The organism is Sphingomonas faeni, assembly GCF_030817315.1.
Classification (GTDB): domain Bacteria; phylum Pseudomonadota; class Alphaproteobacteria; order Sphingomonadales; family Sphingomonadaceae; genus Sphingomonas; species Sphingomonas faeni_C.
In genome coordinates, this window is sequence record NZ_JAUSZF010000001.1 from 3115060 (window position 1) to 3135489 (window position 20430).

The 20430-nt window shown below is 65.4% G+C and carries 22 protein-coding genes and 2 pseudogenes; 11 read left to right on the forward strand and 13 right to left on the reverse strand.

Features of this window, described 5'->3' with window-relative positions; genetic code table 11:
- The first annotated feature begins 40 nt into the window (after positions 1–40).
- Positions 41–775, forward strand: a complete 735-nt coding sequence (locus tag QFZ54_RS14595) for a glutaminyl-peptide cyclotransferase (RefSeq protein ID WP_307088242.1) — start codon at positions 41–43, stop codon at positions 773–775.
- Between the two features lie 259 nt (positions 776–1034).
- Here the strand turns inward: QFZ54_RS14595 and QFZ54_RS14600 are convergent, their stop codons facing one another.
- Both QFZ54_RS14600 and QFZ54_RS14605 read right to left on the reverse strand, forming a co-directional pair.
- Complete coding sequence (locus QFZ54_RS14600) at positions 1035–1817, reverse strand: AcvB/VirJ family lysyl-phosphatidylglycerol hydrolase (RefSeq protein WP_307088244.1); 783 nt, start codon at positions 1815–1817, stop codon at positions 1035–1037.
- 72 nt (positions 1818–1889) lie between these two features.
- Complete coding sequence (locus tag QFZ54_RS14605; RefSeq protein ID WP_307088246.1) at positions 1890–3482, reverse strand: cisplatin damage response ATP-dependent DNA ligase; 1593 nt, start codon at positions 3480–3482, stop codon at positions 1890–1892.
- On the opposite strand from QFZ54_RS14605, the gene QFZ54_RS20420 reads away from it, so the two are divergent.
- Complete coding sequence (locus QFZ54_RS20420; RefSeq protein WP_373458535.1) at positions 3477–3605, forward strand: pentapeptide repeat-containing protein; 129 nt, start codon at positions 3477–3479, stop codon at positions 3603–3605. The two genes, QFZ54_RS14605 and QFZ54_RS20420, sit on opposite strands and share 6 nt — an antisense overlap.
- On the opposite strand, the gene QFZ54_RS14610 is transcribed toward QFZ54_RS20420, so the two are convergent.
- From QFZ54_RS14610 to QFZ54_RS14625, 4 genes are all read right to left on the reverse strand, one after another.
- Positions 3587–4093, reverse strand: coding sequence for a DUF6265 family protein (locus tag QFZ54_RS14610; RefSeq protein WP_307088248.1), 507 nt, complete (start codon positions 4091–4093; stop codon positions 3587–3589). The genes QFZ54_RS20420 and QFZ54_RS14610 overlap by 19 nt on opposite strands.
- 70 nt (positions 4094–4163) lie before the next feature.
- Positions 4164–4349, reverse strand: a complete 186-nt coding sequence (locus QFZ54_RS14615; RefSeq protein WP_055881870.1) for a DUF1328 family protein — start codon at positions 4347–4349, stop codon at positions 4164–4166.
- A gap of 69 nt (positions 4350–4418) precedes the next feature.
- Positions 4419–4916 carry a Dps family protein gene (locus tag QFZ54_RS14620; RefSeq protein ID WP_093398573.1) on the reverse strand — a complete coding sequence of 166 codons (498 nt, stop codon included), beginning with the start codon at positions 4914–4916 and terminating at the stop codon, positions 4419–4421.
- A gap of 172 nt (positions 4917–5088) precedes the next feature.
- Positions 5089–5343, reverse strand: coding sequence for a hypothetical protein (locus tag QFZ54_RS14625; RefSeq protein ID WP_307088254.1), 255 nt, complete (start codon positions 5341–5343; stop codon positions 5089–5091).
- A gap of 70 nt (positions 5344–5413) precedes the next feature.
- Between QFZ54_RS14625 and rpmG the strand changes: the two genes are divergently transcribed.
- Positions 5414–5581 (forward strand): 50S ribosomal protein L33, encoded by a 168-nt coding sequence (gene rpmG, locus QFZ54_RS14630; RefSeq protein WP_055881863.1) that lies wholly within the window; start codon positions 5414–5416, stop codon positions 5579–5581.
- A gap of 99 nt (positions 5582–5680) precedes the next feature.
- Here the strand turns inward: rpmG and QFZ54_RS14635 are convergent, their stop codons facing one another.
- Positions 5681–6043 (reverse strand): response regulator, encoded by a 363-nt coding sequence (locus tag QFZ54_RS14635; protein WP_307088259.1) that lies wholly within the window; start codon positions 6041–6043, stop codon positions 5681–5683.
- A 36-nt stretch (positions 6044–6079) separates the two neighbouring features.
- Between QFZ54_RS14635 and QFZ54_RS14640 the strand changes: the two genes are divergently transcribed.
- The 4 genes and pseudogenes from QFZ54_RS14640 (at position 6080) to QFZ54_RS14655 (ending at position 8884) form a co-directional block, all read left to right on the forward strand.
- Positions 6080–6349 carry a DUF3572 domain-containing protein gene (locus QFZ54_RS14640; protein WP_056490061.1) on the forward strand — a complete coding sequence of 90 codons (270 nt, stop codon included), beginning with the start codon at positions 6080–6082 and terminating at the stop codon, positions 6347–6349.
- Positions 6346–6972: an HAD family hydrolase gene (locus QFZ54_RS14645; RefSeq protein WP_307088262.1), complete on the forward strand. Its 627-nt coding sequence runs from the start codon at positions 6346–6348 to the stop codon at positions 6970–6972. Before QFZ54_RS14640 ends, QFZ54_RS14645 begins: the two co-directional genes overlap by 4 nt.
- A gap of 201 nt (positions 6973–7173) precedes the next feature.
- A complete protein-coding gene (locus tag QFZ54_RS14650; RefSeq protein ID WP_307088263.1) occupies positions 7174–7638 on the forward strand; it encodes a RidA family protein in 465 nt (154 codons plus the stop codon).
- Between the two features lie 96 nt (positions 7639–7734).
- Positions 7735–8884, forward strand: a pseudogene (locus QFZ54_RS14655) (GNAT family N-acetyltransferase).
- On the opposite strand, the gene QFZ54_RS14660 reads toward QFZ54_RS14655, so the two are convergent.
- Both QFZ54_RS14660 and QFZ54_RS14665 read right to left on the reverse strand, forming a co-directional pair.
- Complete coding sequence (locus QFZ54_RS14660) at positions 8844–10433, reverse strand: hypothetical protein (protein ID WP_307088265.1); 1590 nt, start codon at positions 10431–10433, stop codon at positions 8844–8846. The pseudogene QFZ54_RS14655 and the gene QFZ54_RS14660 overlap by 41 nt on opposite strands.
- Before the next feature lie 123 nt (positions 10434–10556).
- Entirely contained in the window at positions 10557–11801 is a 1245-nt protein-coding gene (locus tag QFZ54_RS14665; RefSeq protein ID WP_307088267.1) for an argininosuccinate synthase, read from the reverse strand.
- A 146-nt stretch (positions 11802–11947) separates the two neighbouring features.
- On the opposite strand from QFZ54_RS14665, the gene QFZ54_RS14670 reads away from it, so the two are divergent.
- Positions 11948–12340 (forward strand): EF-hand domain-containing protein, encoded by a 393-nt coding sequence (locus QFZ54_RS14670; RefSeq protein WP_307088269.1) that lies wholly within the window; start codon positions 11948–11950, stop codon positions 12338–12340.
- A gap of 348 nt (positions 12341–12688) precedes the next feature.
- Here QFZ54_RS14670 and QFZ54_RS14675 read toward each other — a convergent pair whose 3' ends face one another.
- From QFZ54_RS14675 to QFZ54_RS14685, 3 genes are read right to left on the reverse strand one after another with little or no spacing between them, the layout of a single operon-like run.
- A complete protein-coding gene (locus QFZ54_RS14675; protein ID WP_307088271.1) occupies positions 12689–13915 on the reverse strand; it encodes an SAM-dependent methyltransferase in 1227 nt (408 codons plus the stop codon).
- Positions 13916–13964: 49 nt separating this feature from the next.
- Complete coding sequence (locus QFZ54_RS14680; RefSeq protein ID WP_307088273.1) at positions 13965–14726, reverse strand: molybdopterin-dependent oxidoreductase; 762 nt, start codon at positions 14724–14726, stop codon at positions 13965–13967.
- Positions 14723–15469 carry a cytochrome b/b6 domain-containing protein gene (locus QFZ54_RS14685; protein ID WP_307088275.1) on the reverse strand — a complete coding sequence of 249 codons (747 nt, stop codon included), beginning with the start codon at positions 15467–15469 and terminating at the stop codon, positions 14723–14725. The genes QFZ54_RS14680 and QFZ54_RS14685 overlap by 4 nt, the downstream gene beginning before the upstream one ends.
- A 51-nt stretch (positions 15470–15520) precedes the next feature.
- Here QFZ54_RS14685 and QFZ54_RS14690 point away from each other — a divergent pair, with 51 nt between their 5' ends.
- Together QFZ54_RS14690 and QFZ54_RS14695 are read left to right on the forward strand one after the other, a co-directional pair.
- Positions 15521–16138, forward strand: a complete 618-nt coding sequence (locus QFZ54_RS14690; RefSeq protein WP_307088277.1) for a flavin reductase family protein — start codon at positions 15521–15523, stop codon at positions 16136–16138.
- A 63-nt stretch (positions 16139–16201) separates the two neighbouring features.
- A complete protein-coding gene (locus QFZ54_RS14695; RefSeq protein WP_307088279.1) occupies positions 16202–17362 on the forward strand; it encodes an MFS transporter in 1161 nt (386 codons plus the stop codon).
- 305 nt (positions 17363–17667) lie between these two features.
- Here the strand turns inward: QFZ54_RS14695 and QFZ54_RS14700 are convergent, their stop codons facing one another.
- Positions 17668–18999, reverse strand: coding sequence for an MFS transporter (locus tag QFZ54_RS14700; RefSeq protein ID WP_307088281.1), 1332 nt, complete (start codon positions 18997–18999; stop codon positions 17668–17670).
- Between the two features lie 234 nt (positions 19000–19233).
- Here QFZ54_RS14700 and QFZ54_RS14705 point away from each other — a divergent pair.
- Positions 19234–20425 (forward strand): annotated as a pseudogene (locus QFZ54_RS14705) (COX aromatic rich motif-containing protein).
- Positions 20426–20430: the final 5 nt, after the last annotated feature.

Genomic DNA, 20430 nt, shown 5'->3' on the forward strand with positions numbered 1-20430 from the left:
GGCCGTTCTCGTTTCATCGTCCGGGGTGCGGGCGGGGCAGGTGGCTGCGCCGGCCTCGCGCGAGCCGACTCGCGTGCCGGTGTTCTCGGCGACGATCGTCGCGCGCTATCCGCATGATCGCACCGCGTTCACCGAGGGGCTGCTGTGGCACGACGGCGCGCTGTACGAGAGTACGGGGCAGGAGCGGCAATCCGACGTCCGCCGGGTGTCGCTCAAGGACGGCAAGATCCTGGCGAAGACGCGAATCGATCCGGCGCAGTTCGGCGAAGGCCTCGCGCTGTGGAAGGATCAGCTGGTCAGCCTGACCTGGCATGACGGTATCGCGCATCGCTGGGACGTTCGTACGCTGAAACCCAAGGGGCAGAACCGGTACACCGGCGAGGGTTGGGGGCTGACGAGCGACGGCGTCTCGCTGCTCCAGTCCGACGGCAGTTCCGACATTATTTTCCGCGATCCGCTAACCCTGGCGGAGCGTCGCCGCGTGGCGGTGACGATCGACGGGCGGCCGCTGCGGGACATCAACGAGCTCGAATACGTCGACGGCGCGCTGCTGGCGAACGTGTGGCATACGGGGTTCTTGGTCCGCATCGATCCGAAGACCGGGAAGGTGACCGCGGTGATCGACCTGCGTCCGCTCGTCGCGGAGATTGCGGCTACCGACCGGGAGGCGGTGCTCAATGGTATTGCGTGGGATGCGAAGGCGGATCGGCTGTTCGTGACGGGCAAATACTGGCCGACGCTGTTCGAGATAAAGATCGCCGCCGCGCCGCAATAAGCCGGTCCCCTCCCTTGTTCTCCCGCGGAGGCGGGAGCCCAGGCTGGACTCCCGCCTTCGCGGGAGAACAGGGTGGCATCGTTCCAACCTTCACTTGCTCATTCTGTCATCCTGACGAAAGTCAGGACCCAGAGTTACGAACGCCTACACTCTTGGCCCTGGGTCCTGACTTTCGTCAGGATGACGGAAGGGGGGCGATGGAGTTTTGGGGGGCTTTGAACAGCCGCCGCTGGATTAGTCCTAGCGATCGCTCTGCGCCCTAATTTCCAGTGTCAGCGCGCCCGCCCTCTGGAGCCACCCCGCGGATCGCGGCAAGCACATGCGCGAGCAACCCGTTCGCATCGTGGCGGATGTTGTGGCCGCCTGGCATCGCGACCTTGCGCGCGTTCGGCATCGTTAGCAGCGGGCACAGGCTGTCGGTTTCCTCGAGGCCGTAGATGCACGTCAGCGGCGCCCAGGTCAGCCGGTTGCCGGTCGTCGCGCCCATGCTGTCCGGCGTTCCGTGATCGTAGAGAAGCCCGGACGGATCGGCGCGGTAGAAGACCGTGTTTCCCGGCAGGATCAACACGATCGCCGCGACCCGCGCGCGTAACGACGGAGGCAGGTCCGCCAGCCCGGTCTGGACTATGTCCGCGCCATAGGACTGGCCCATCACGACGATCCGCTTCGCACCGGTCCGGGCCAGTGCCGTTCGAATGCCGTCCGCGACGATCACATCCAGCTCGTCGCGCGTTCGAGATCGTGCGAACAAGGCCGGTGTCGTGATTCCGACGACCGGGATGCCGTGCTCGGTCAGTCCCCGCGAGGTCGACGCGCCGAGCAGGAACCGCAGCCCCATGTCGCCCGAGAAGTTGACGACCGCGATCGGCGGTGTTCCCGACGACCGGACACCGATAGCCGGAAACACATGCACCGGATCGCGATCGAAATAGCCCGCGAGATAGACGAACAGCACGACGATCGCGGAGAGGATGCCGGTCACCCACGCGCCGCGCCGCCAGCGTCGTGCCGCTGCCGTCCGGGGGTGTTTCGAACTGTTCACCGGATCATCCTTACGCGTGGCAGGATCGCGCGTGATAGCCCGACCACGCCGTGTGCTTCGATGACGCGTGGATTACGTAATCATCCGCTTGAGCGTCTCGATCCGGTCCGCCTCCGCCGCGGGCTTGTCGGTTCGGATTCGCGCGATCCGTGGGAATCGCATCGCGACGCCCGATTTGTGCCGCTTCGAATCGTGGAGCGAATCGAACGCGATCTCCAGCACCAGCGTCTTCTCCACCTCGCGCACCGGGCCGAACCGGTTCTGCGTGTGGTTGCGGACGAAGCTGTCGAGCATTTTCAGCTCTTCGTCGGTGATCCCGGAATAGGCCTTGCCGACGGGGAGCAACTCGCCGTCCTCGGTCCAGCAACCGAAGGTATAGTCCGAATAATAGGACGAGCGGCGCCCGGAGCCGCGTTGCGCGTACATCATCACGCAATCGGCGGTCAGCGGATCGCGCTTCCATTTGTACCAGAGGCCGGCTCGGCGCCCGCCGACATAGGGTGAGTCGCGGCGCTTGAGCATGACGCCCTCGATCGCGGCATCGCGCGAGGTGGCGCGGATCGCTTCCAGCGCGGTGAAGTCCTCCGCCTCGATCACCGCGCTCAGATCGAACCGCTCGGGATCGAGTTGCGGCACGAACGCCTCGAGCCGCTTGCGCCGCTCGGTCCAGGGCAGCGTCCGCAGATCCTCCTGACCATCGAGCAACAGGTCGTAGAGCCGGACGAACGCAGGATACTCGGCCAGCATCTTCGCCGACACGGTCTTGCGCCCGAGCCTCTGCTGGAGCGCGTTGAAGCTGGCCGCACCGCCGCCGTCCTCCAGCGTGCCGCCCTGATGCTCGCCCTTGACCAGCAGTTCGCCGTCGACAGTGCCCGGTGTCCGAAACGCTGCGGCGATCTCCGGGAAGCTGCCCGTCACGTCGTCGCCGGTGCGGCTGTAGAGACGCGTTTCGCCCGCGACATGGACGATCTGGACGCGGATGCCGTCCCATTTCCACTCGGCGGCATAGTCGGTGAGATCGACGCGGAGGTCTTCGAGGCCGTGGGCGAGCATGAACGGCCGGAACACGGGCACGTCGGCGGGGGTCGGCTGCGCGCCCGTGCCCTCCGCCCAGGCGAACAGGCTGGCATAGGGCGCGTCGAGCCCGTGCCAGACTTCTTCGACCGCATCGACGTCGAGCCCGAACGCGTCGGCCAGCGCGGTCTTCGCCAGCCGCGCCGACACGCCGATCCTGAGTGCGCCCGTCGCCATCTTGAGTAGCGCGAACCGCTCTTCGGCATCCGACCGGTCGAGCATGTCCGCGAGTGCGGCGGGGGCATCGGCACGCGACAACGCCGCGAGCCGCTCGACGACGTCGGTGATCGACAGGGGGGTGGGATCGACCGGAACCGTCTGCTCTGGCCAGAGCAGCGCCACCGTCTCCGCGGTATCGCCGACATAGTCGCGGCTCATCCGGAACAGCACCGGATCCACGCGCTCCTCGATCAACCCGCGGATCACCGCCGATTTCACGCCCTTGAGATCGAGATCGCCGGTCAGTGCCGCCATCGCCCAGCCGCGGTCGGGGTCGGGCGTCGCGCGCAGGTAATCCGCGATCAGCTTCAGCTTCGCGTTGCGCGACGGGGTGTAGGTGAGTGAGTCGAGCAGGGCGGCAAAAGCGTGCATCGTCGTTCAACGCACGGGAAGCCGCCGCCGCTCCCCGTACCTCTTCACCGCGCCGATCTTCATCGCGCCCATCTTCACGGCGCCCATCTTCACCGGGCCCGTCTTCACCGCGTGCGCGTGTAGCTGAAAAGAACCTCGCGCGGCGCCTTGCCGTCGATTCGTACCCAGACGTCGATGCGGTTGGGGCCGAGTCGGCGCATCGTCAGCCCATCGAAATGGACCGCATCCTTCTCCATCGCGACGAGCGGGAAGCTCTCCGGTTTACCCGTCTTGTCTTCCCAGCCGGTCAGGTCGGCGTTGAAATGACGCAGGCGATAGGCCAGCGATCTGCCGACGGGGACGATCTGGATCAGTTCGTAAAAGGCGACCTTACCCTTCTGCGTCTGCGTGAAATGTCCCGTGATCTGACCGGCTTCGGGCGCTGCATAGACCTCTGTGGCATCGCCGCCGAGACCGGGCCCGTGCCAGCTTCCCTCCAGCCATGCGAGCGATTCGATGCTCGCGGCCGGCGGTGCGACTCCGGGGGCGGCGGACCGCGTCTCGTCCGGAACGGCGGCAAGGGACGAGGCCGGCAAGGCGGCGAGCGCGAGGATCGGGATCCAGAAATGCATATAGCCTCCACCGTTTCCGGCAGAGGCTACATGATTGGCGCCGCTTGGCGAGTCGCTAGCGGTATGCGCGTCAGTCGATCGCGTTCTTGATACCCTTGCCGGCGAGCAGGCCGAGCACGAGGAAGATCACGAACAGCGCGATCGCGATAAAGAACAGGATCTTGGCGATCCCGATGAACGCGCCGCCGATGCCGCCGAAGCCGAGCAGCGCGAGAACGGCGCCGATGACGAGAAAGGTGATTGCGAGCTTCAGCATGGCGGCCTCCAGTTTTCGGTAAGGTCTATCAACCGGCCCGGCGACCGCATTGTTCCTCGGCTGTAACGATCAGGCCTTGCGGCTGGCTTCGAACAGGAACCATGCGCGTTCTTCGGCATGGTCGGTCCATTCGTCGACGATGCCGCTGGTGGCGTTGTCCTTGGCGGCGTCGGCGGCGTCCTTGACGATGCGGAACTGCTCGACGAGCTTCAGATTGTCCTCGCGCAGTTCGGCGAGCATCTCGGTCGGGCCGACGAACGCCATGTCGTTGTCGGCGATCGTCTGGTGCCGCGAGATGTCGCCGATCGAGCGCAGCGTGGTATTGCCGGTTTTCCGCACGCGCTCGGCGATCGCGTCGGTCACGCCGATGATCTGAGCGGACTGGTCGTCGAGCAGCAAATGGTAATCGCGGAAATGCGGCCCCGACATGTGCCAGTGGAAGTTCTTGGTCTTGAGATACAGCGCGTAGCAATCGGCGAGCGCGGCGTTCAGCGCGTCGGCGACCGACTTGGTGCTGTTGCTCGGCAGGTCGGTGGGCGTGTCGAGGGCGGGGTTGATGTCGGCCATGTCTAGCTCCGGTTGGAAAGTCGTTGCGTGAACGATCCGAACGCCGAATTGCTCCCCATCGCTAACCAATCTCCCGCTAGACCAATCGCAGGGCACGGAGCGCTAGGACGACGCCGACTATCAGGAACACAATGGCGATCGCGATGCGCAGCGGCCTGAGCGGTAGTTTCAGTCATGCAGCCTCGCCCATCAGTGCGGCGGGGACGATCGCGACCAGCGAGCCGATTGTCGCGTCGATCGCGGCGATTCGGGCGGTCAGGTCGGCTTTCACCGCGATCATGTCGTCGATTCGTACTGCCTGGCCCACGATCCCGCTCCCTTTTATCTGGCGGTAGAATGCGCTTATGGTCGTGAATAGCGGGTTAAATGATGCGTCTTGCCGCGTGTCGAAGGCGTAAAGCTTGACTTCGTCGCGCGCGTCCGCCATGCGCCGCCCCTGATGGAGCGGCGGCGTCAGTTCGCCGCTTTCGCATTTTCAAGCCATAGGAATTGGGCTCATGGCCAAGCCGACCACCGTAAAGATCAAGCTGCTCAGCACCGCTGACACCGGCTTCTTCTACGTCACCAAGAAGAATCCCCGTACGAAGACGGAGAAGCTCTCCTTCTCGAAGTACGATCCCGTCGTGCGCAAGCATGTCGAGTTCAAGGAAGCCAAGATCAAGTAATCAGGTTGGCGGCTTAGGTCGCCGATTGATTGCGATGATCCGAAAAGCCGCGGATAGCGATATCCGCGGCTTTGGGCGTTCCCCCCGGATCGGGGAGGATCAGACCAGCGCCCCCACCGCATCCATGAACCGCGCCAGGCTGATCGGCTTGGACACGTATGAATCCGCGCCCGCGGCCCGGATCCGCTCCTCGTCCTCGCGCCCCGCATAGGCGGTCACGGCCATCACCGGGATCGCCTGCAAGTCCTCGTCGACCTTCAGTTCGAGGATGATCTCGTAGCCGGTGACGTGCGGCATCTGGATGTCCATGATGATCAGGTCGGGCGCGAATTCTCGAGCGCGTGCAACGGCTTCGCGGCCATCGCGCACGGGTTCGACGGCGAACTGGTGCGCGCGCAACAGATCGCAGAATAGTTTGAGGTTGAGTTCGTTGTCCTCGACAACGAGCACCTTCTTTGCCACCGATCCACCTTATTCGGAAAGAAGGCACGATAGGCAATGCGCGACCGCGATTCAAACGAAGACGCCGAAGCGCTCGCCCTGCGCGCTCTGGTATGGACCCTGGTCGAGCCCGACCGGGCGATGCGGCTGTTGTCGGTGACTGGCCTGGAGCCGCACGACCTGCGCGCCAGGGCGAGCGATCCGACAGTGCTGTCCGCCGCGCTCGGGTTCCTCGAAAACCACGAGCCGGACCTGATCGCTTGCGCCGAATCGCTCGGCGTGAAGCCCGAGGCGCTGGTCCGCGCGCGGATGGAGCTGGAAGCATGAGGCCGCTGCTGATCAGCGATTGCGACGAGGTGCTGTTGCACATGGTCAAGCATTTCGGCGTGTGGCTCGACGAGCGTCACGACATCGATTTCGCGATCCAGCACGGCGATTTCTCGACCGCGATGACGCGACGCGACGGTAGTCCGCCGCCCTCGCGCGAGGATATGTGGGCGATGCTGGGCGAGTTCTTTCCCGGCGAGATGCACCGCCAGACGCTGGTGCCGCATGCGGTCGAGGCGCTGGAGCGGCTGGCGGAGGTGGCGGACATCGTCATCCTCACCAACCTCCAGGACGAGTGCCGCCAGCCGCGGATCGAGCAGCTCGCCAAGTTCGGCATCGCGCACCGGGTGGAGTGCAACCAGGGCGGCAAGGGTACGCCGGTCTCGCGGCTGGTCGAGGAATATGGAAACCCGGTGACGGTGTTCGTCGACGATCTGGCGGTGCACCACGAGTCGGTCGCGAAGCACGCGCCGGGGGTGCACCGGTTGCACATGGTGTCGGAGCCGACGCTGGCGGTGAACGTGCCGAAGGCGCCCGAGGCGCATGCGCGGATCGATGACTGGCGCGAGGCGGCGGACTGGATTTCCGCGCGGTTCGAGGCGGGGTTGCCGGCGGACGTTTGAGTCGGTCGGGTTGCCGTGGGCACAACGGTCCCCCCTCCCTGGAAGGGAGGGGTTGGGGGTGGGTTGGCCGGCTTTGGTCACCAGCGTTTGAATATGCGGAAGCCGACCCACCCCCGGCCCCTCCCTTTCAGGGAGGGGGGAAGGAGCTGGTAGGGTGGTCGCACTTGACCCGTCCCCTGCCGCTGTGGTGATACCTCTTCCATGACCGATCGTATCGACCGCAAGCTCGAAGAGCTGGGCCTCACCCTTCCGCAGGCTGCCGCACCCGTGGCGTCCTATGTCCCGACCGTGCTGGCGAACGGCATGCTCCACATCTCGGGCCAGTTGCCGTTCAAGGACGGTCAGCTCGTCACCGGCCGGGTTGGAGACGGCGTGTCGCTCGAAGACGCGCAGGAGGCGGCCAAGTTGTGCGCGCTGATGCTGGTCGCGCAGATGAAGGCGGCGCTCGGCACGCTCGGCCGCGTCGAGCGGATCGTGAAGCTCGGCGTGTTCGTCAATTCGACCGGTGATTTTACCGACCAGCCCAAGGTCGCGAACGGCGCATCGGACCTGATGGTCGCGCTGTTCGGCGATGCGGGCAAGCATGCGCGCTCGGCAGTCGGCGTACCGGTCCTCCCGCTGGGGGCTGCTGTAGAGATCGACGCGATCGTGCAGGTTTCCGCCTGATCTTGTTCTCCCGCGAACGCGGGAGAACAGTGAAATTGCCAACGATAGCGTGACGCGGCCTTTGCTATCGGCGGCTCACCACCCCAAATGTTGCGGATGAACGCCGTTACCGCTCGCATCGCCCAAGGCGTCTCCTCGATCGCGGCCGAGGATTGGGAGGCGTGTTCCGGCACCGCCAACCCGTTCGTCGGCCACGCCTTCCTGTCCGCGCTCGAAGCCTCGAAAAGCGTCGGTGGCCGGTCGGGCTGGCAAGCCCTACCCGTCGTGGTCGATGGTCCCGACGGCAAGCCGGCGGGAATCGCGCCCGGCCTATGCGAAGAGCCACAGCCAGGGCGAATACGTGTTCGACCAGGGTTGGGCGGACGCGTGGGAGAGGGCAGGGGGGCAATATTACCCGAAGCTCCAGATCGCCGCGCCGTTCAGCCCGGTGCCGGGGCCACGCCTGCTGCTCCGCGACCGCGAGCAGGCGCCTGCGCTGATCGCCGCGCTGGAGGCGGTGACCGACCAGAGCGGGCTGTCCTCCGCGCATGCGACCTTCATCGACCCCGACGAGGTGGCGCTGTTCGAGGCGGCAGGATGGCTGATACGGCAGGGCACGCAGTTCCATTGGAAGAACGACGGCTATGCCAGCTTCGACGATTTCCTCGCGGTGCTCGCCAGCCGCAAGCGCAAGGCGATCCGCAAGGAGCGCGCCGCCGCGGTCGAGGGCCTGACGATCCGCCACCTTTGCGGCGCCGAGATCACGTCCGAGCATTGGGACGCGTTCTGGGTGTTCTACCAGGACACCGGCGCCCGCAAATGGGGCCAGCCCTACCTTACGCGCAGCTTCTTCGACCGGATCGGCGAGACAATGGGCGACCGCGTCCTGCTTATCTTCGCCGAGCGCGACGGCGTTCCGATCGCAGGCGCGCTCAACCTGATCGGCGACGAAACGCTCTACGGCCGTTATTGGGGGGCGACGGAGGAGGTGCCGTTCCTCCATTTCGAACTCTGCTATTACCAGGCGATCGACGCCGCCATCGCGCGCGGGCTGAAGACCGTCGAGGCGGGGGCGCAGGGCGAACACAAGCTCGCGCGGGGGTATGCGCCGGTCGCTACCTACTCGGCGCACTATATCCCCGACCCGAGCTTCCGCCGCGCGATCGCCGACTATCTCGTCCGCGAACGCGAAGCCGTCGCCGAGCAGCAGGAGTATCTCGGCGAGCTTACTCCGTTCCGGCGGGGCGAGCAGCAGCAGCCCGGTTGACGCGGTAGAGCAGGCTGGTGCCGTCGCGGCGGATCAGCGTCAGGTCGCGGACCAGCGCGGAATCGAACTTCGGCGGGTGGATCAGCCAGACGTAGTCGAACGCGTCGCGTGGGAATTTCTCCAGCGCCATCCCGATCGGCCGCCAGAACTGGCCACGGCACTTGATGTCGCTGACGATCTCGGATGGATCATGCGCAAAGCCCTTCGCCGCGGGATATTGCGTCGTCATCAACTGCGCGCCGGCCATCGACCACTGATCGTTAGTGAAGGCCAGCCGCCGCTCCAGCAGAAGTGCCGGAACATGCTCGAGCCGCGAATAGGCCCAGTCGTCGCGACACCGTCGCCCGACGAACGATACAACGCGTGACCGCTCGGGCACGGTATCGATCGCGGCGATCGCCTGATCGTAGCTGCGGTCGTACATCAGGTAACTGACGGTCGTCCCCGCTAGCCGTACGCCGAAGAACGCAAAGCCCAGCACCGCGAGCACGGCGGCGCCGCGCAGCGACAGCCCATGTCGCGGCCGCAGCGCGATCACCGCGATCCCGAGCATGAACGGCGCGAGCCGCATGTCGGCATAGGCCGAGCCGAACACGATCCGTGGCAGCAGGATATACACGATCGCGAGGAACAGCGCCGACAGGCTCAGGTTGCGCGAATATTCGATCGTCTGGTCGCGCACGCCGCGGAACAGGATCACGAACAACACGGTGACCGACGCGATGTCGAACGTCATCCAGCGATCGCGCAGGACCATCGTGATCCAGTTCATCTTCCAGCGCCAGTTGAACCAGTCCTGCGTCTTGCCGCCAACATGATCGCCCGATCGCCAGACCACCATCATGACCATCGGCAGCGCGAGCGGCAGGCAGTTCAGCCCCGCCTGGATGCACGCCCGGAACCAGCCATGCGCCCAGCTCTTGGGATCGCTGTCGCGGCGGATGTCATGCTGGCGGATCAGCTCGGCGGAGAAGGCCAGCACGCCCAGCACGCCCCAGCCGAACGTATGGCATAGCCACAACAGGCACGAGACGGGCACGAAGATCGCCGTGCGCAACCGCAGCCGGTCGAGCCGCCCCATCCGCAGCCACAACGCGAACAGGTTGAGCGCGAGCGCCATGCCGAGCGCGAAATTCACGAACCCGAACTGGAACGGATAGCTGTAGGCGAGCGGGAGTGCGAACAACGCGGTCGCGGGGATCCGCCCGTGCACCTCGCGGGCGATCCAGAGCAGCCCGGTCACCGTCAGTGCCGGGATCGTCATAACGATCAGCTTCACCGCCAGCTGCAACCCGAAGATCGGCGCGAGCGGCTCGATCAGCAGGTCGATGCCGAGGTTGCCGATCATCTGCCAGCGGAAGTTATACCACTGGGAAAGCCAGGGATTGTCGGCAATCGCCAGCTGGACGCGGTACCGGCCCATATGCCCGGGCAGGTCGACCAGCGGCGGGATCTCCGGCCACAGCAGCGGTATGATCGACGCGATCGCGACGGCGGCAACGAATGCGCGCGTCTGCCACCAATGCAGCTTTTCCCCCTGAGTAATCATATCGTCGAACCCTAGGGGCGGGTGGGCGCACTAGACAAGTGCGCGCACGACGAGTTGACGATCTTCCTGGTAAACTTCGTTATCGAAACGGTAGTTCGACAGGGCGACGATTACTGGTAGAGCTTATTGATCACGCCGCCCCAGCAAGCGCAGGCGCAGCGCGTTCAGCTTGATAAAGCCGGCCGCGTCGCGCTGGTCGTAGGCGCCCTGATCGTCCTCGAACGTCACGACCTTCTCCGAATAGAGCGAGTTCGGCGACTTCCGGCCGACCACATAGACGCCGCCCTTGTAGAGCTTCAGGCGGACGGTGCCCGAGACCTTCTCCTGGCTGTGATCGATCGCCGCCTGCAGCATCTCGCGCTCCGGCGAGAACCAGAAGCCGTTGTAGATCAGCTCGGCATAACGCGGCGCCAGCTCGTCCTTCAGATGCGCGGCGCCGCGATCGAGCGTCAGCTGCTCGATGCCGCGGTGCGCGAGGTGATAGATCGTGCCGCCCGGCGTCTCGTACATGCCGCGGCTCTTCATGCCTACGAAGCGATTCTCGACCAGGTCGAGGCGGCCGATGCCGTGGCGGCGGCCATATTCGTTGAGGGTCGACAGCAGTGTGGCCGGGCTCATGCCCTCGCCGTTGATCGCGACGCCGTCGCCGCGCTCGAAATCGATCGTGATGTATTCAGGGGTATCGGGCGCGTCCTCGGGGTTTACCGTGCGCGAATAGACATAGTCGGGGACCTCGTCCCACGGGTTCTCGAGCACGAGGCCTTCGCTCGAGGTGTGCAGCATGTTGGCGTCGGTCGAGAACGGCGCCTGGCCGCGCTTGTCCTTGCTGACCGGGATCTGGTGCTGTTCGGCGAACTCGATCAGCTTGGTGCGGCTGGTGAGATCCCATTCGCGCCACGGTGCGATGACCTTGATATCGGGCGACAGCGCGTAATAGCCGAGCTCGAAGCGGACCTGGTCGTTGCCTTTGCCGGTCGCACCGTGACTGACCGCGTCGGCACCGACCATCTTGGCGATCTCGATCTGGCGCTTGGCGATCAGCGGCCGGGCGATCGACGTGCCGAGCAGGTACAGCCCCTCGTACAGCGCGTTCGAGCGCATCATCGGGAACACGTAGTCGCGGACGAACTCCTCGCGCAGGTCGTCGACGAAGATGTGCTCGGGCTTGACGCCCATCATCTCGGCCTTGGCACGCGCGGGCTCGAGCTCTTCGCCCTGGCCGAGATCGGCGGTGAAGGTGACGACCTCGCAGTTATACGTCTGCTGGAGCCATTTAAGGATCACGCTCGTGTCCAGGCCACCGGAATAGGCCAATACGACCCGATTGATGCCGGCGTCGCCGGCGGGACGATTGATCTGATCGGTCACGGCAGAATCCTTCGGGCAATATCCAATGCCCGCGCCCCTATGCGCTAGGGGGCGTCCATGCAACCGGCGCCTGCAACTATGGCGTTAATGGCGCGTACAACCGAGCCGGTCTATTCGCGCCGCAAATCCTCTGGAGTTACCGCACCGTGCTACGCCAAACGCTTACCGTTCTCGCCCTTGCCGGCCTTGCGACCCCGGCGCTCGCGCAGGAAACCCGCGCGTCCGCTTCGGCCAAGTTCAAGTCGGAGTTCGCCGCGTCGGATACGAACAAGGACGGCGTCCTAACGCGCGCCGAAGTGCAGGCACGGATCGGCAACATGAAGGTCCGCGGGCAGGGGCGCCCGGACCCGGTCCACGCCAAGCGCCTCGCGGACCTGTGGTTCACCAGCGCGGACAAGAACAAGGACGGCAAGGTCACGCAGGCCGAAGCGCAGGCGCTGCTCGCGGCGACGTTCGCAAAGTACGACGCGAACAAGGACGGCAAGATCGGCGGCGACGAGCGCGCTGCGGCGAAGGCGGACGTGCAGGGGCCGCGCTGAGGCTTGGCAGTTCTCCTCGCTGGAAGGGAGGGGTTTAGGTGGGTTGGCCTGTCTTGTTAGGGCCGCTGATCCCAAGCGGCCTACCCACCCCCGGCCCCTCCCTTTCAGGGAGGGGGGCAGGTTAGCCTTTGCGTAAGGGCTGCTCGTCTTTCGATCGTTTTGAGTATGAGTCGGTTTTGGCGAGCGTGCTGCGACGAGGGTGATTGGGCAGGACCTGCGTCGAGCCGCGACGGGGTTCCCCTCCCTGGAAGGGAGGGGTTAGGGGTGGGTTGGCCCGTTTTGCTCGCGTCGCTGATCCCAAGCAGCCGACCCGCCCCCAGCCCCTCCCTTTCAGGAAGGGGCGGCAGGTCAGCCTTCGCGCAATGTCCGCTCGCCCTCGATCATGTAGTCGCGCGTCAGCGGGAGGGTCATCCGGCTTTTCGATAGCTGGATCTGGTAGTTGACCATGCCGCCGGTCCGGAACGCCGCGGCGGCGCCCGCGAGGTAGAAGGTCCACATGCGGTAGAATCGTTCGTCGTACAGCGCGACGATCGCATCCTTTGCGGCCACCGTGCGGTCGTACCATTGGTCGATCGTCAGCGCATAATGGACGCGCAAGACCTCGATATCGGTCGGGAACATCCGCAGTCCCTCATACCCCTTCACGATCTCCGACAGGGCCGGGTTATAGCCGCCCGGGAAGATATACTTGGTCGTGAAGGTGTCGGTGACGCCCGGCCCGCCCATCCGGCCGATCGTGTGGAGCAGCATCACGCCGTCCTCGGTCAGCAGGTCGCGGCATTTGCGGAAGAACGCTTTGTAGTGTGCCGGGCCGACATGTTCGAACATGCCGACCGAGACGATCCGGTCGAACGTTCCCGTCAGCGCGCGGTAGTCGATCAGCTCGAACTTCACCTTGTCGGCGACACCGGCATCCTCGGCTCGACGGCGGGCGACCTTCAACTGCTCTTCGGAGAGGGTGACCCCGAGCACTTCGGCGCCGGTCTTCGCGTGCAGGTACAGCGCCATGCCGCCCCAGCCGCAGCCGATGTCGAGCACGCGCATGCCCGGCTGGATCGCGAGCTTGGCGGCGATGTGCGCCTTCTTGTCCGATTGCGCCTGTTCCAGGCTGTTGCCGGCATCGGTGAAGTAGGCGCAGGAATATTGCCGGTCCGCGTCGAGGAACAGGTCGTACAGCCGGTCCGACAGATCATAGTGATGCGCGACGTTCTTCTTGGAGCGGCGCGCCATGTTCACGCGGTCGACGCGGTGGACGACCTTGTCGAGCAGCTTGATCGGCAGCGAGGGATTGAGCCCGCCGCCGCGCTCCCACGGGCTGTTGCCCTTGAGCAGGTTGACCAAGTCGCGGATGTCGCCGCGTTCGATCACGAGGCGGCCGTCCATGAACGCCTCCGCCGCGCCGAGCGCCGGGTGGCGGACGATCGCGCCGGCGACGCCGGGCTGGGTCAGCCGGATCGTGACCGGGTTATAGGCGGGGTCGGGCTTGCCGAAATGCTTGGTCGTGCCGTCCGCGTGGATGAGCGTGAGTTCGCCGGTTTTAACCTGCCGAGCCAGGAAACGATCGAAAAGAGCCATGCGCGTTAGCTAATGACTGGTACGGAATTGCGCTACCCCTAGGGGCGGCTCAGATCCCCGCGTACCAGTCATAATCGACGTTATCCTCCCAATAGCCGCCCTTGCCCTTGCCGATCCCGGCGAGGCTGGCGACCGCGTCGATCGCCATGACGTATTTGGCGTGCTTGTAGCCGAGTTGCCGCTCGACTCGCAGCCGGACCGGTGCGCCGTGCGCGACGTCGAGCACCCGGTCGTTGAGCGCCCAGGCGAGGATCGTCTGCGGGTGGAACGCGTCGACCAGGTCGATCGACTCGTAATAGGGCGCGCCGCGATACAGGTCGGCGCAGGTGAAGACGATGTAGCGCGCGGTGCTCTGCAACCCGGCGGCGGTCAGCAGCGCGCCGAGCTTTGGCCCCTGCCATTTGCCGATCGCGCTCCAGCCCTCGACGCAATCGTGGCGCGTGATCTGCGCGCGTGCGGGCATCTGGCGGAGTTGGGGCAGGGTGACGGATAGTGGCCGATCGACCAGTCCGCCGACTTTCAGCCGGTAATCCGCGAAGTTGTTCGCGACCATCGCAGTGTATCCGGGCGTACCCGGATCGCGCGTGCCGTTCGACCGGAAGATCGGCGACATCTGTGCCGGCGTGAACTCGGGCGCGAGCGCGTTGCGGTTGGTCAGCGCGCGTTGCAGGCCGCGATTCATGTCCTCGCCCATGAACAGGATCTTTCGCGCCGCCGGGTTCTGGATGACCTTGTCGCAGCCCGTCAGCAGCGCGCCGGCACCGATCGTGGCGCCGGCAACGAGGGCGCGGCGGGTAATCAGCGAACTCATGCGACGTCCTCTTCGGCATGGGCGGGGACGGCCCAGCGCCCGGTGATCATCGATCGCACCTCGTTCCAGGTGCCCGCCAGGATAACCAGCGCCATGTGGACGATGATGAAAAGGACCAGCCCGGTCGCGGCGATGAAGTGGATCGAGCGCGCCGACTGCCGTCCGCCGAACACCTCCAGCAGCCACGGCCATGCCGCATCCATATTCGGCGACATGGCGAGCCCGGTCAGGATCATCACCGGGATCAGCACGAAGATCGTCGCCACGTAGGACAGCTTCTGGAGGATGTTATACGCGCCCGGCCGCTTCGGATCGTGGAAGCGGAAGGCGAGATGCTCCTTCACGTCGTGCGCGACTTCCTGCGGGGAAAGCTCGGCGACGCGCACGCGAAGGTCGCGCTGAAAATGGCGGTTGATCAGGCTGACGATCATGAACCCGAGCAGCGCGAACGAGAGGACGAGCGCGAACAACAGATGCCAGCGCCGCGAGATTGCGAGGTTGTAGCTCGCCGGGATCGTCAGGAGGTTGAGCAGCGTCACCAACCAGCTCGGCCACTGGTCGAGCGTGGTCCACGCGGTGTCGAAATTCGCGCCGTACCGCCCCCAATACAGCCGCGGGTGCGCCTTCAGGATGCCGATCCCGCTGCCGATCATGATGAACATCGCCACCACCGTCACCCAGTGCCAGACGCGGGTCGCCAGGCGGTGGCGCTTGATGGTCACGGGGGGAGAGGGATCGTTCATGCTCGGTCTTCGCTCTAGCCAGTCGAACCTGAACCTAGCAGGGATACGCGCATGACCGAATGGCATTCTTACGAACCCGCGAACGGCCACCGCCTGCCGCACGATCCCCTCAATGCGATCGTCGCGCCGCGACCGATCGGCTGGGTCAGCACCGTCTCCGCCGACGGCGTGCCGAACCTCGCGCCGTACAGCTTCTTCAACCTGTTCAACTACACCCCGCCGATCATCGGCTTCTCGTCGATGGGGTGGAAGGACAGCGTCGCCAATATCGAGGCGACCGGCGAGTTCGTCTGGAACCTGGTGTCCCGCGACCTGAGCGAGGCGATGAACACGACCGCCGCGAACGTTGCCGCCGATGTCGACGAGTTCGCACTGGCCGGACTCGAGATGGCCGCCTCGACCCAGGTGAAGCCGGCGCGCGTCGCAGCCAGCCGCGCGCAGTTCGAATGCAAGCTGACGCAGTTGATCCGGCTCGAGACGAAGGAAGGCCGCGAACTCGACCAGTGGCTGGTGCTCGGCGAGGCGGTCGCTGTCCACATCGACTCGGCCATGCTGGAGGACGGCGTGTACCAGACGGCGCGCGGGCAACCGATCCTGCGCGGCGGTGGCCCCGCGGATTACTTTGCGATCACAGAGGATTCCTTGTTCAAGATGCGTCGGCCGGGCTGATAGAGGGGTGATGTTGCGGCGCAGCATTTGCCGCCGCTCCGACTCTCACGAAAGCGATTCCCCATGAAACCTGTCGATACGCGCATGGCGCTGCTCGCGCTCGCCGTCGGCGGGTTCGCGATCGGCACCACCGAGTTCGCCGCGATGAGCCTGTTGCCGCAGTTTGCGCGGGGACTCGGGATCGACGAGCCGACCGCGGGGCATGTCATCAGCGCCTATGCGCTCGGCGTCGTCGTCGGTGCACCGACGATCGCGGTGCTCGCGGCGAAGATCGAGCGGCGGGTGTTGCTGATCGGCCTGATGACGTTCCTCGGGATCGCCAACGGGCTGTCCGCGCTCGCGCCGACCTATCACCTCATGCTGCTGGCCCGGTTCCTCAGTGGATTGCCGCATGGTGCGTATTTCGGGGTCGGGTCGCTGGTCGCGGCGTCGATGGTCCCGCATGAGAAGCGCTCGCGGGCGGTGTCGCGGATGATGCTGGGGCTGACGATCGCGACGATTGCCGGGGTGCCGCTCGCCAACGGACTCGGCCAGTGGTTCGGTTGGCGCTGGGGGTTCGGGGTCGTCGCGATCATCGCCGCGGCGACGGTGGCGATGCTGTTCCGCTTCGCACCGGTGCTGCGGCCTGCGAAGGATGCGAGCCCGCTCGGCGAACTCGCGGCGCTGCGCAACGGGCAGGTCTGGCTGACGCTGGCGATCGGCGCGATCGGCTTTGGCGGGATCTTCTGCGTCTACACCTACCTCGCTTCGACACTGACCGACGTCACCGGTGTGTCGTCCGCCTTCACCCCCGTCGCGTTCGCGCTGTTCGGCGTCGGCCTGACGATCGGCACGTTGGTTTGCGCGAAGGCGGCGGACGTGGCGCTGATGCCGGCGGCGGGGATCACATTGCTGTTCGGGGCGGGGGCACTCGCGCTCTACGCGCCGGCGACGCAGAATCTCTGGACCATGTTGCCGGTGGTGGTGCTGATCGGTTGTGGGGGAGGATTGTCGACGATCCTCCAGACGCGGCTGATGGATATCGCGGAGGAGGCGCAGACCTTGGCCGCGGCGCTGAATCACTCGGCGTTCAATACGGCCAATGCGCTTGGGCCCTGGCTTGGCGGGCTGGCGATCGCGGGCGGGTATGGGCTGCCGTCGACCGGGTGGGTCGGGACGGCGCTGGCGCTTGGCGGGTTTGCGATCTGGGCGCTGTCTTGGTGGTTGGATCGTCGGCGGGTTTGAACTGCTTCTGTGGTCTCGCGCGGAGGCGGGAGACTACAGGGTTATCAGCGTTGGCGTTTGTGGCTCCTGGACCCCCGCCTTCGCGGGGGAACGGTTTTTTGCTGGGTGTTCTCGAAGCTAGCTGGCTGCCACCACCCCGGCGGAGGCCGGGGCCCAGTTGGGGGACGGTGGTAACTGAGAGCGGCGCGTCGTCACTATGACCTTGCCAACTGGGCCCCGGCCTTCGCCGGGGTGGTGCCGGTAGGGGTGGCGTTGTGTTTCTGAATGCAGCGAGGTGCCGGCCGGGGGGCGCACCCCCCGAACGATCAGCGTGCGATGTCGCGTTTGGCGAGTTGCTTGTTCAGTCCGAGTGCGATCAGCGTGAACACCGCCCCCGAGAACAGGTATGCGCCGCTTGCTGCCAGCCCGAGCTTGCTCGACAGCAGCAGGGCGGCCAGCGGGGCGAAGCCGGCGCCGAACAGCCAGGCGAGATCGGTCGTCAGGGCCGAACCGGTGTAGCGGTGCTGCGGCGACAGGCTGGACGCCACGGCGCCCGACGACTGGCCGAACGACAGGCCGAACAACAGGAAGCCGATGCCCATGAACAAGCGCTCGCCCGAGTCGCCGCCATCGAGCAGCGACGGTGCGGCGATCGCGAACAGGGCGATCAGGACGGCGATGGTCCCGAGCATCGTCCGGCGCCCGAACCGATCCGCGAGCAGCCCCGATACCAGGGTCGCACCGAGACCGATGACCGCGCCGACCATCTCGACGACCAGGAAGCGACCCGGTGCCTCACGCGTGTACAGCACGATCCACGACAACGGGAACACCGTGACCATGTGGAACAGCGCGAAGCTTGCGAGCGGCACGAACGATCCGAGCCAGATCGCCTTCCACTCCGACTGGATCGTGTCCACGACCGGCGCCGGCTGAAGCTCGCGCTTCTCGTACATGTCCTGGAATTCGGGGGTGACGACGAGGCGGAGGCGGGCGAACAGCGCGACGACGTTGATCGCGAACGCCACGAAGAACGGATAGCGCCAGCCCCAGGCGAAGAAGTCCTCGGTCGGCAATGCCGCGACGAAGAACGCGAACAGGCCGCTTGCGACCAGCAAGCCGAACGGCGCGCCGAGCTGTGGCAGCATCGCGTACCAGCCGCGATGTTTCTCGGGAGCGTTGAGCGACAGCAGCGACGCCAGACCGTCCCATGCGCCGCCGAGCGCGATGCCCTGGCCGATGCGCAGCAGCGCGAGGATCGCGACCGACCAGTTGCCGACCGAATCATAGCCGGGGATGAACCCCATCGCGACGGTCGAGGTGCCGAGCAGGAACAGCGACATCGTCAGCTTGACGCTGCGCCCGTACGCGCGATCGACCGCGATGAAGATGATCGAGCCGATCGGGCGGGCGATGAACGCCAGCGCGAACACCGCGAACGAATAGAGCGTGCCCTGCAACCGGTCGACATACGGGAAGACCAGCGTCGGGAATACGAGCACCGAGGCGATCGCGTACACGAAGAAGTCGAAGAATTCCGACGTCCGGCCGATCACGACGCCGATCGCGATCACACCCGGCGAGACATGCTCGCCATCGCTGTGGATTTCGCGAACGTCGCTCTCGAAGCTCGTTTCTGGAACCGTGTCTGCAGTCATTCTTCAACTCGCTCTTGCAGGGACTTAGCCCGACGATACCCCGACGATACGCTGTTCCGACGGATGCGGGCAGGGGCAATCTATGCTACCCCGCGTAATGATAAAGCCATGCCGATGTTGCAGTGCAGCGCCCATTGGACAAATTGTCCACTGTAGTGCGGCGAAAGCTAGGCGTAGGGGGACGCAATGACCGTCGTGAAATCGCTTTCCCGCCTGAAATTATGGCTTACTGCCATGCCGTTGGCGCTGCTTACCAGTGGCTGCGACTGGGTCGTGATGTCCCCTTCGGGCGACATCGCGGTGCAGCAACGCGACCTGGTTCTCATCGCCACCGGGCTGATGCTGCTGATCATCGTGCCGGTGATCTGCGCGACGCTGTTCTTCGCCTATCACTATCGCCAGTCGAACAAGGCCGCCCGGTACGAGCCCAAATGGGATCACTCGGTTTGGGTTGGAGCTGATGATCTGGGGTGCGCCCCTGCTGATCATCATCGCGCTCGGCGCGCTGACGTGGACGAGCACGCATCTGCTCGATCCGTACCGTCCGCTTGGCCGGATCAAGCCCGATACGCCGACTATCGCGAACAACGTGCCGGTCGGCAACCTGGTCGACACGCAGCAGGCGGGCAATGGCGCGAACGGTGCGGGCAAGCCGCTCGAGGTTCAGGTCGTCGCGCTCGATTGGAAGTGGCTCTTCATCTATCCGGAATACGGCATCGCCACGGTCAACGAGCTTGCCGCGCCGGTCGATCGGCCGATCCGCTTCCAGCTGACCTCGTCGTCGGTGATGAACGCGTTCTACATCCCTGCGCTTGCCGGCATGATCTACACGATGCCCGGCATGCAGACGACGCTGAACGCGGTCATCAACAAGCCCGGCAATTACGAGGGCTTCTCGTCCAACTATAGCGGTGCGGGCTTCTCGGGCATGCGCTTCCGCTTCCACGGCGTCGACGATGCGGGCTTCCAGGCCTGGGTCAACCAGGTCAAGCAGCGCGGCGGCGGTCTGAACCGTGCGAGCTATCTCCAGCTGGAGAAGTCGAGCGAGAAGGTTCCGGTCCGCTATTACAATGCGGTCCAGCCCGACATGTTCAAGCTGGTCGTCGAGCAGTGCGTCCAGCCGGGCAAGCCTTGCATGTCCGAGCTGATGCACGGCGCAAAGGGGGGCGCGCACGGCGGCGACTCGCACAGCGGCATGGCGATGCCCGGCGTGAACAACGGCAAGGGCCCGCAGGATTCGTCCGAGCGTGTCGAAGGCGCCCTGATGAAGGATGCCGACGAGAAGGGCAGCGGCAACCACTGGACCGCGCCCGCCGACATAAAAAAGGACGGCGCCAATAGCGCGCCCGGCTCGCAGCAGAACCGCAATCACACGATGCTCACCCCACTCACACAGCCGGGCACGCGCCCCGTCGCGAACGGCTAGAGAAC

What these genes read in the sequence shown, in the direction of transcription:
- QFZ54_RS14605 (WP_307088246.1), bottom strand. Translation starts at nt 3,482, where the DNA reads ATGCACGCTTTTGCCGCCCTGCTCGACTCACTCACCTACACCCCGTCG.
- QFZ54_RS14610 (WP_307088248.1), bottom strand. Translation starts at nt 4,093, where the DNA reads ATGCATTTCTGGATCCCGATCCTCGCGCTCGCCGCCTTGCCGGCCTCG.
- QFZ54_RS14615 (WP_055881870.1), bottom strand. Translation starts at nt 4,349, where the DNA reads ATGCTGAAGCTCGCAATCACCTTTCTCGTCATCGGCGCCGTTCTCGCG.
- QFZ54_RS14620 (WP_093398573.1), bottom strand. Translation starts at nt 4,916, where the DNA reads ATGGCCGACATCAACCCCGCCCTCGACACGCCCACCGACCTGCCGAGC.
- QFZ54_RS14625 (WP_307088254.1), bottom strand. Translation starts at nt 5,343, where the DNA reads ATGGCGGACGCGCGCGACGAAGTCAAGCTTTACGCCTTCGACACGCGG.
- rpmG (WP_055881863.1), top strand. Translation starts at nt 5,414, where the DNA reads ATGGCCAAGCCGACCACCGTAAAGATCAAGCTGCTCAGCACCGCTGAC.
- QFZ54_RS14640 (WP_056490061.1), top strand. Translation starts at nt 6,080, where the DNA reads ATGCGCGACCGCGATTCAAACGAAGACGCCGAAGCGCTCGCCCTGCGC.
- QFZ54_RS14645 (WP_307088262.1), top strand. Translation starts at nt 6,346, where the DNA reads ATGAGGCCGCTGCTGATCAGCGATTGCGACGAGGTGCTGTTGCACATG.
- QFZ54_RS14650 (WP_307088263.1), top strand. Translation starts at nt 7,174, where the DNA reads ATGACCGATCGTATCGACCGCAAGCTCGAAGAGCTGGGCCTCACCCTT.
- QFZ54_RS14660 (WP_307088265.1), bottom strand. Translation starts at nt 10,433, where the DNA reads ATGATTACTCAGGGGGAAAAGCTGCATTGGTGGCAGACGCGCGCATTC.
- QFZ54_RS14675 (WP_307088271.1), bottom strand. Translation starts at nt 13,915, where the DNA reads ATGGCTCTTTTCGATCGTTTCCTGGCTCGGCAGGTTAAAACCGGCGAA.
- QFZ54_RS14680 (WP_307088273.1), bottom strand. Translation starts at nt 14,726, where the DNA reads ATGAGTTCGCTGATTACCCGCCGCGCCCTCGTTGCCGGCGCCACGATC.
- QFZ54_RS14685 (WP_307088275.1), bottom strand. Translation starts at nt 15,469, where the DNA reads ATGAACGATCCCTCTCCCCCCGTGACCATCAAGCGCCACCGCCTGGCG.
- QFZ54_RS14690 (WP_307088277.1), top strand. Translation starts at nt 15,521, where the DNA reads ATGACCGAATGGCATTCTTACGAACCCGCGAACGGCCACCGCCTGCCG.
- QFZ54_RS14695 (WP_307088279.1), top strand. Translation starts at nt 16,202, where the DNA reads ATGAAACCTGTCGATACGCGCATGGCGCTGCTCGCGCTCGCCGTCGGC.
- QFZ54_RS14700 (WP_307088281.1), bottom strand. Translation starts at nt 18,999, where the DNA reads ATGACTGCAGACACGGTTCCAGAAACGAGCTTCGAGAGCGACGTTCGC.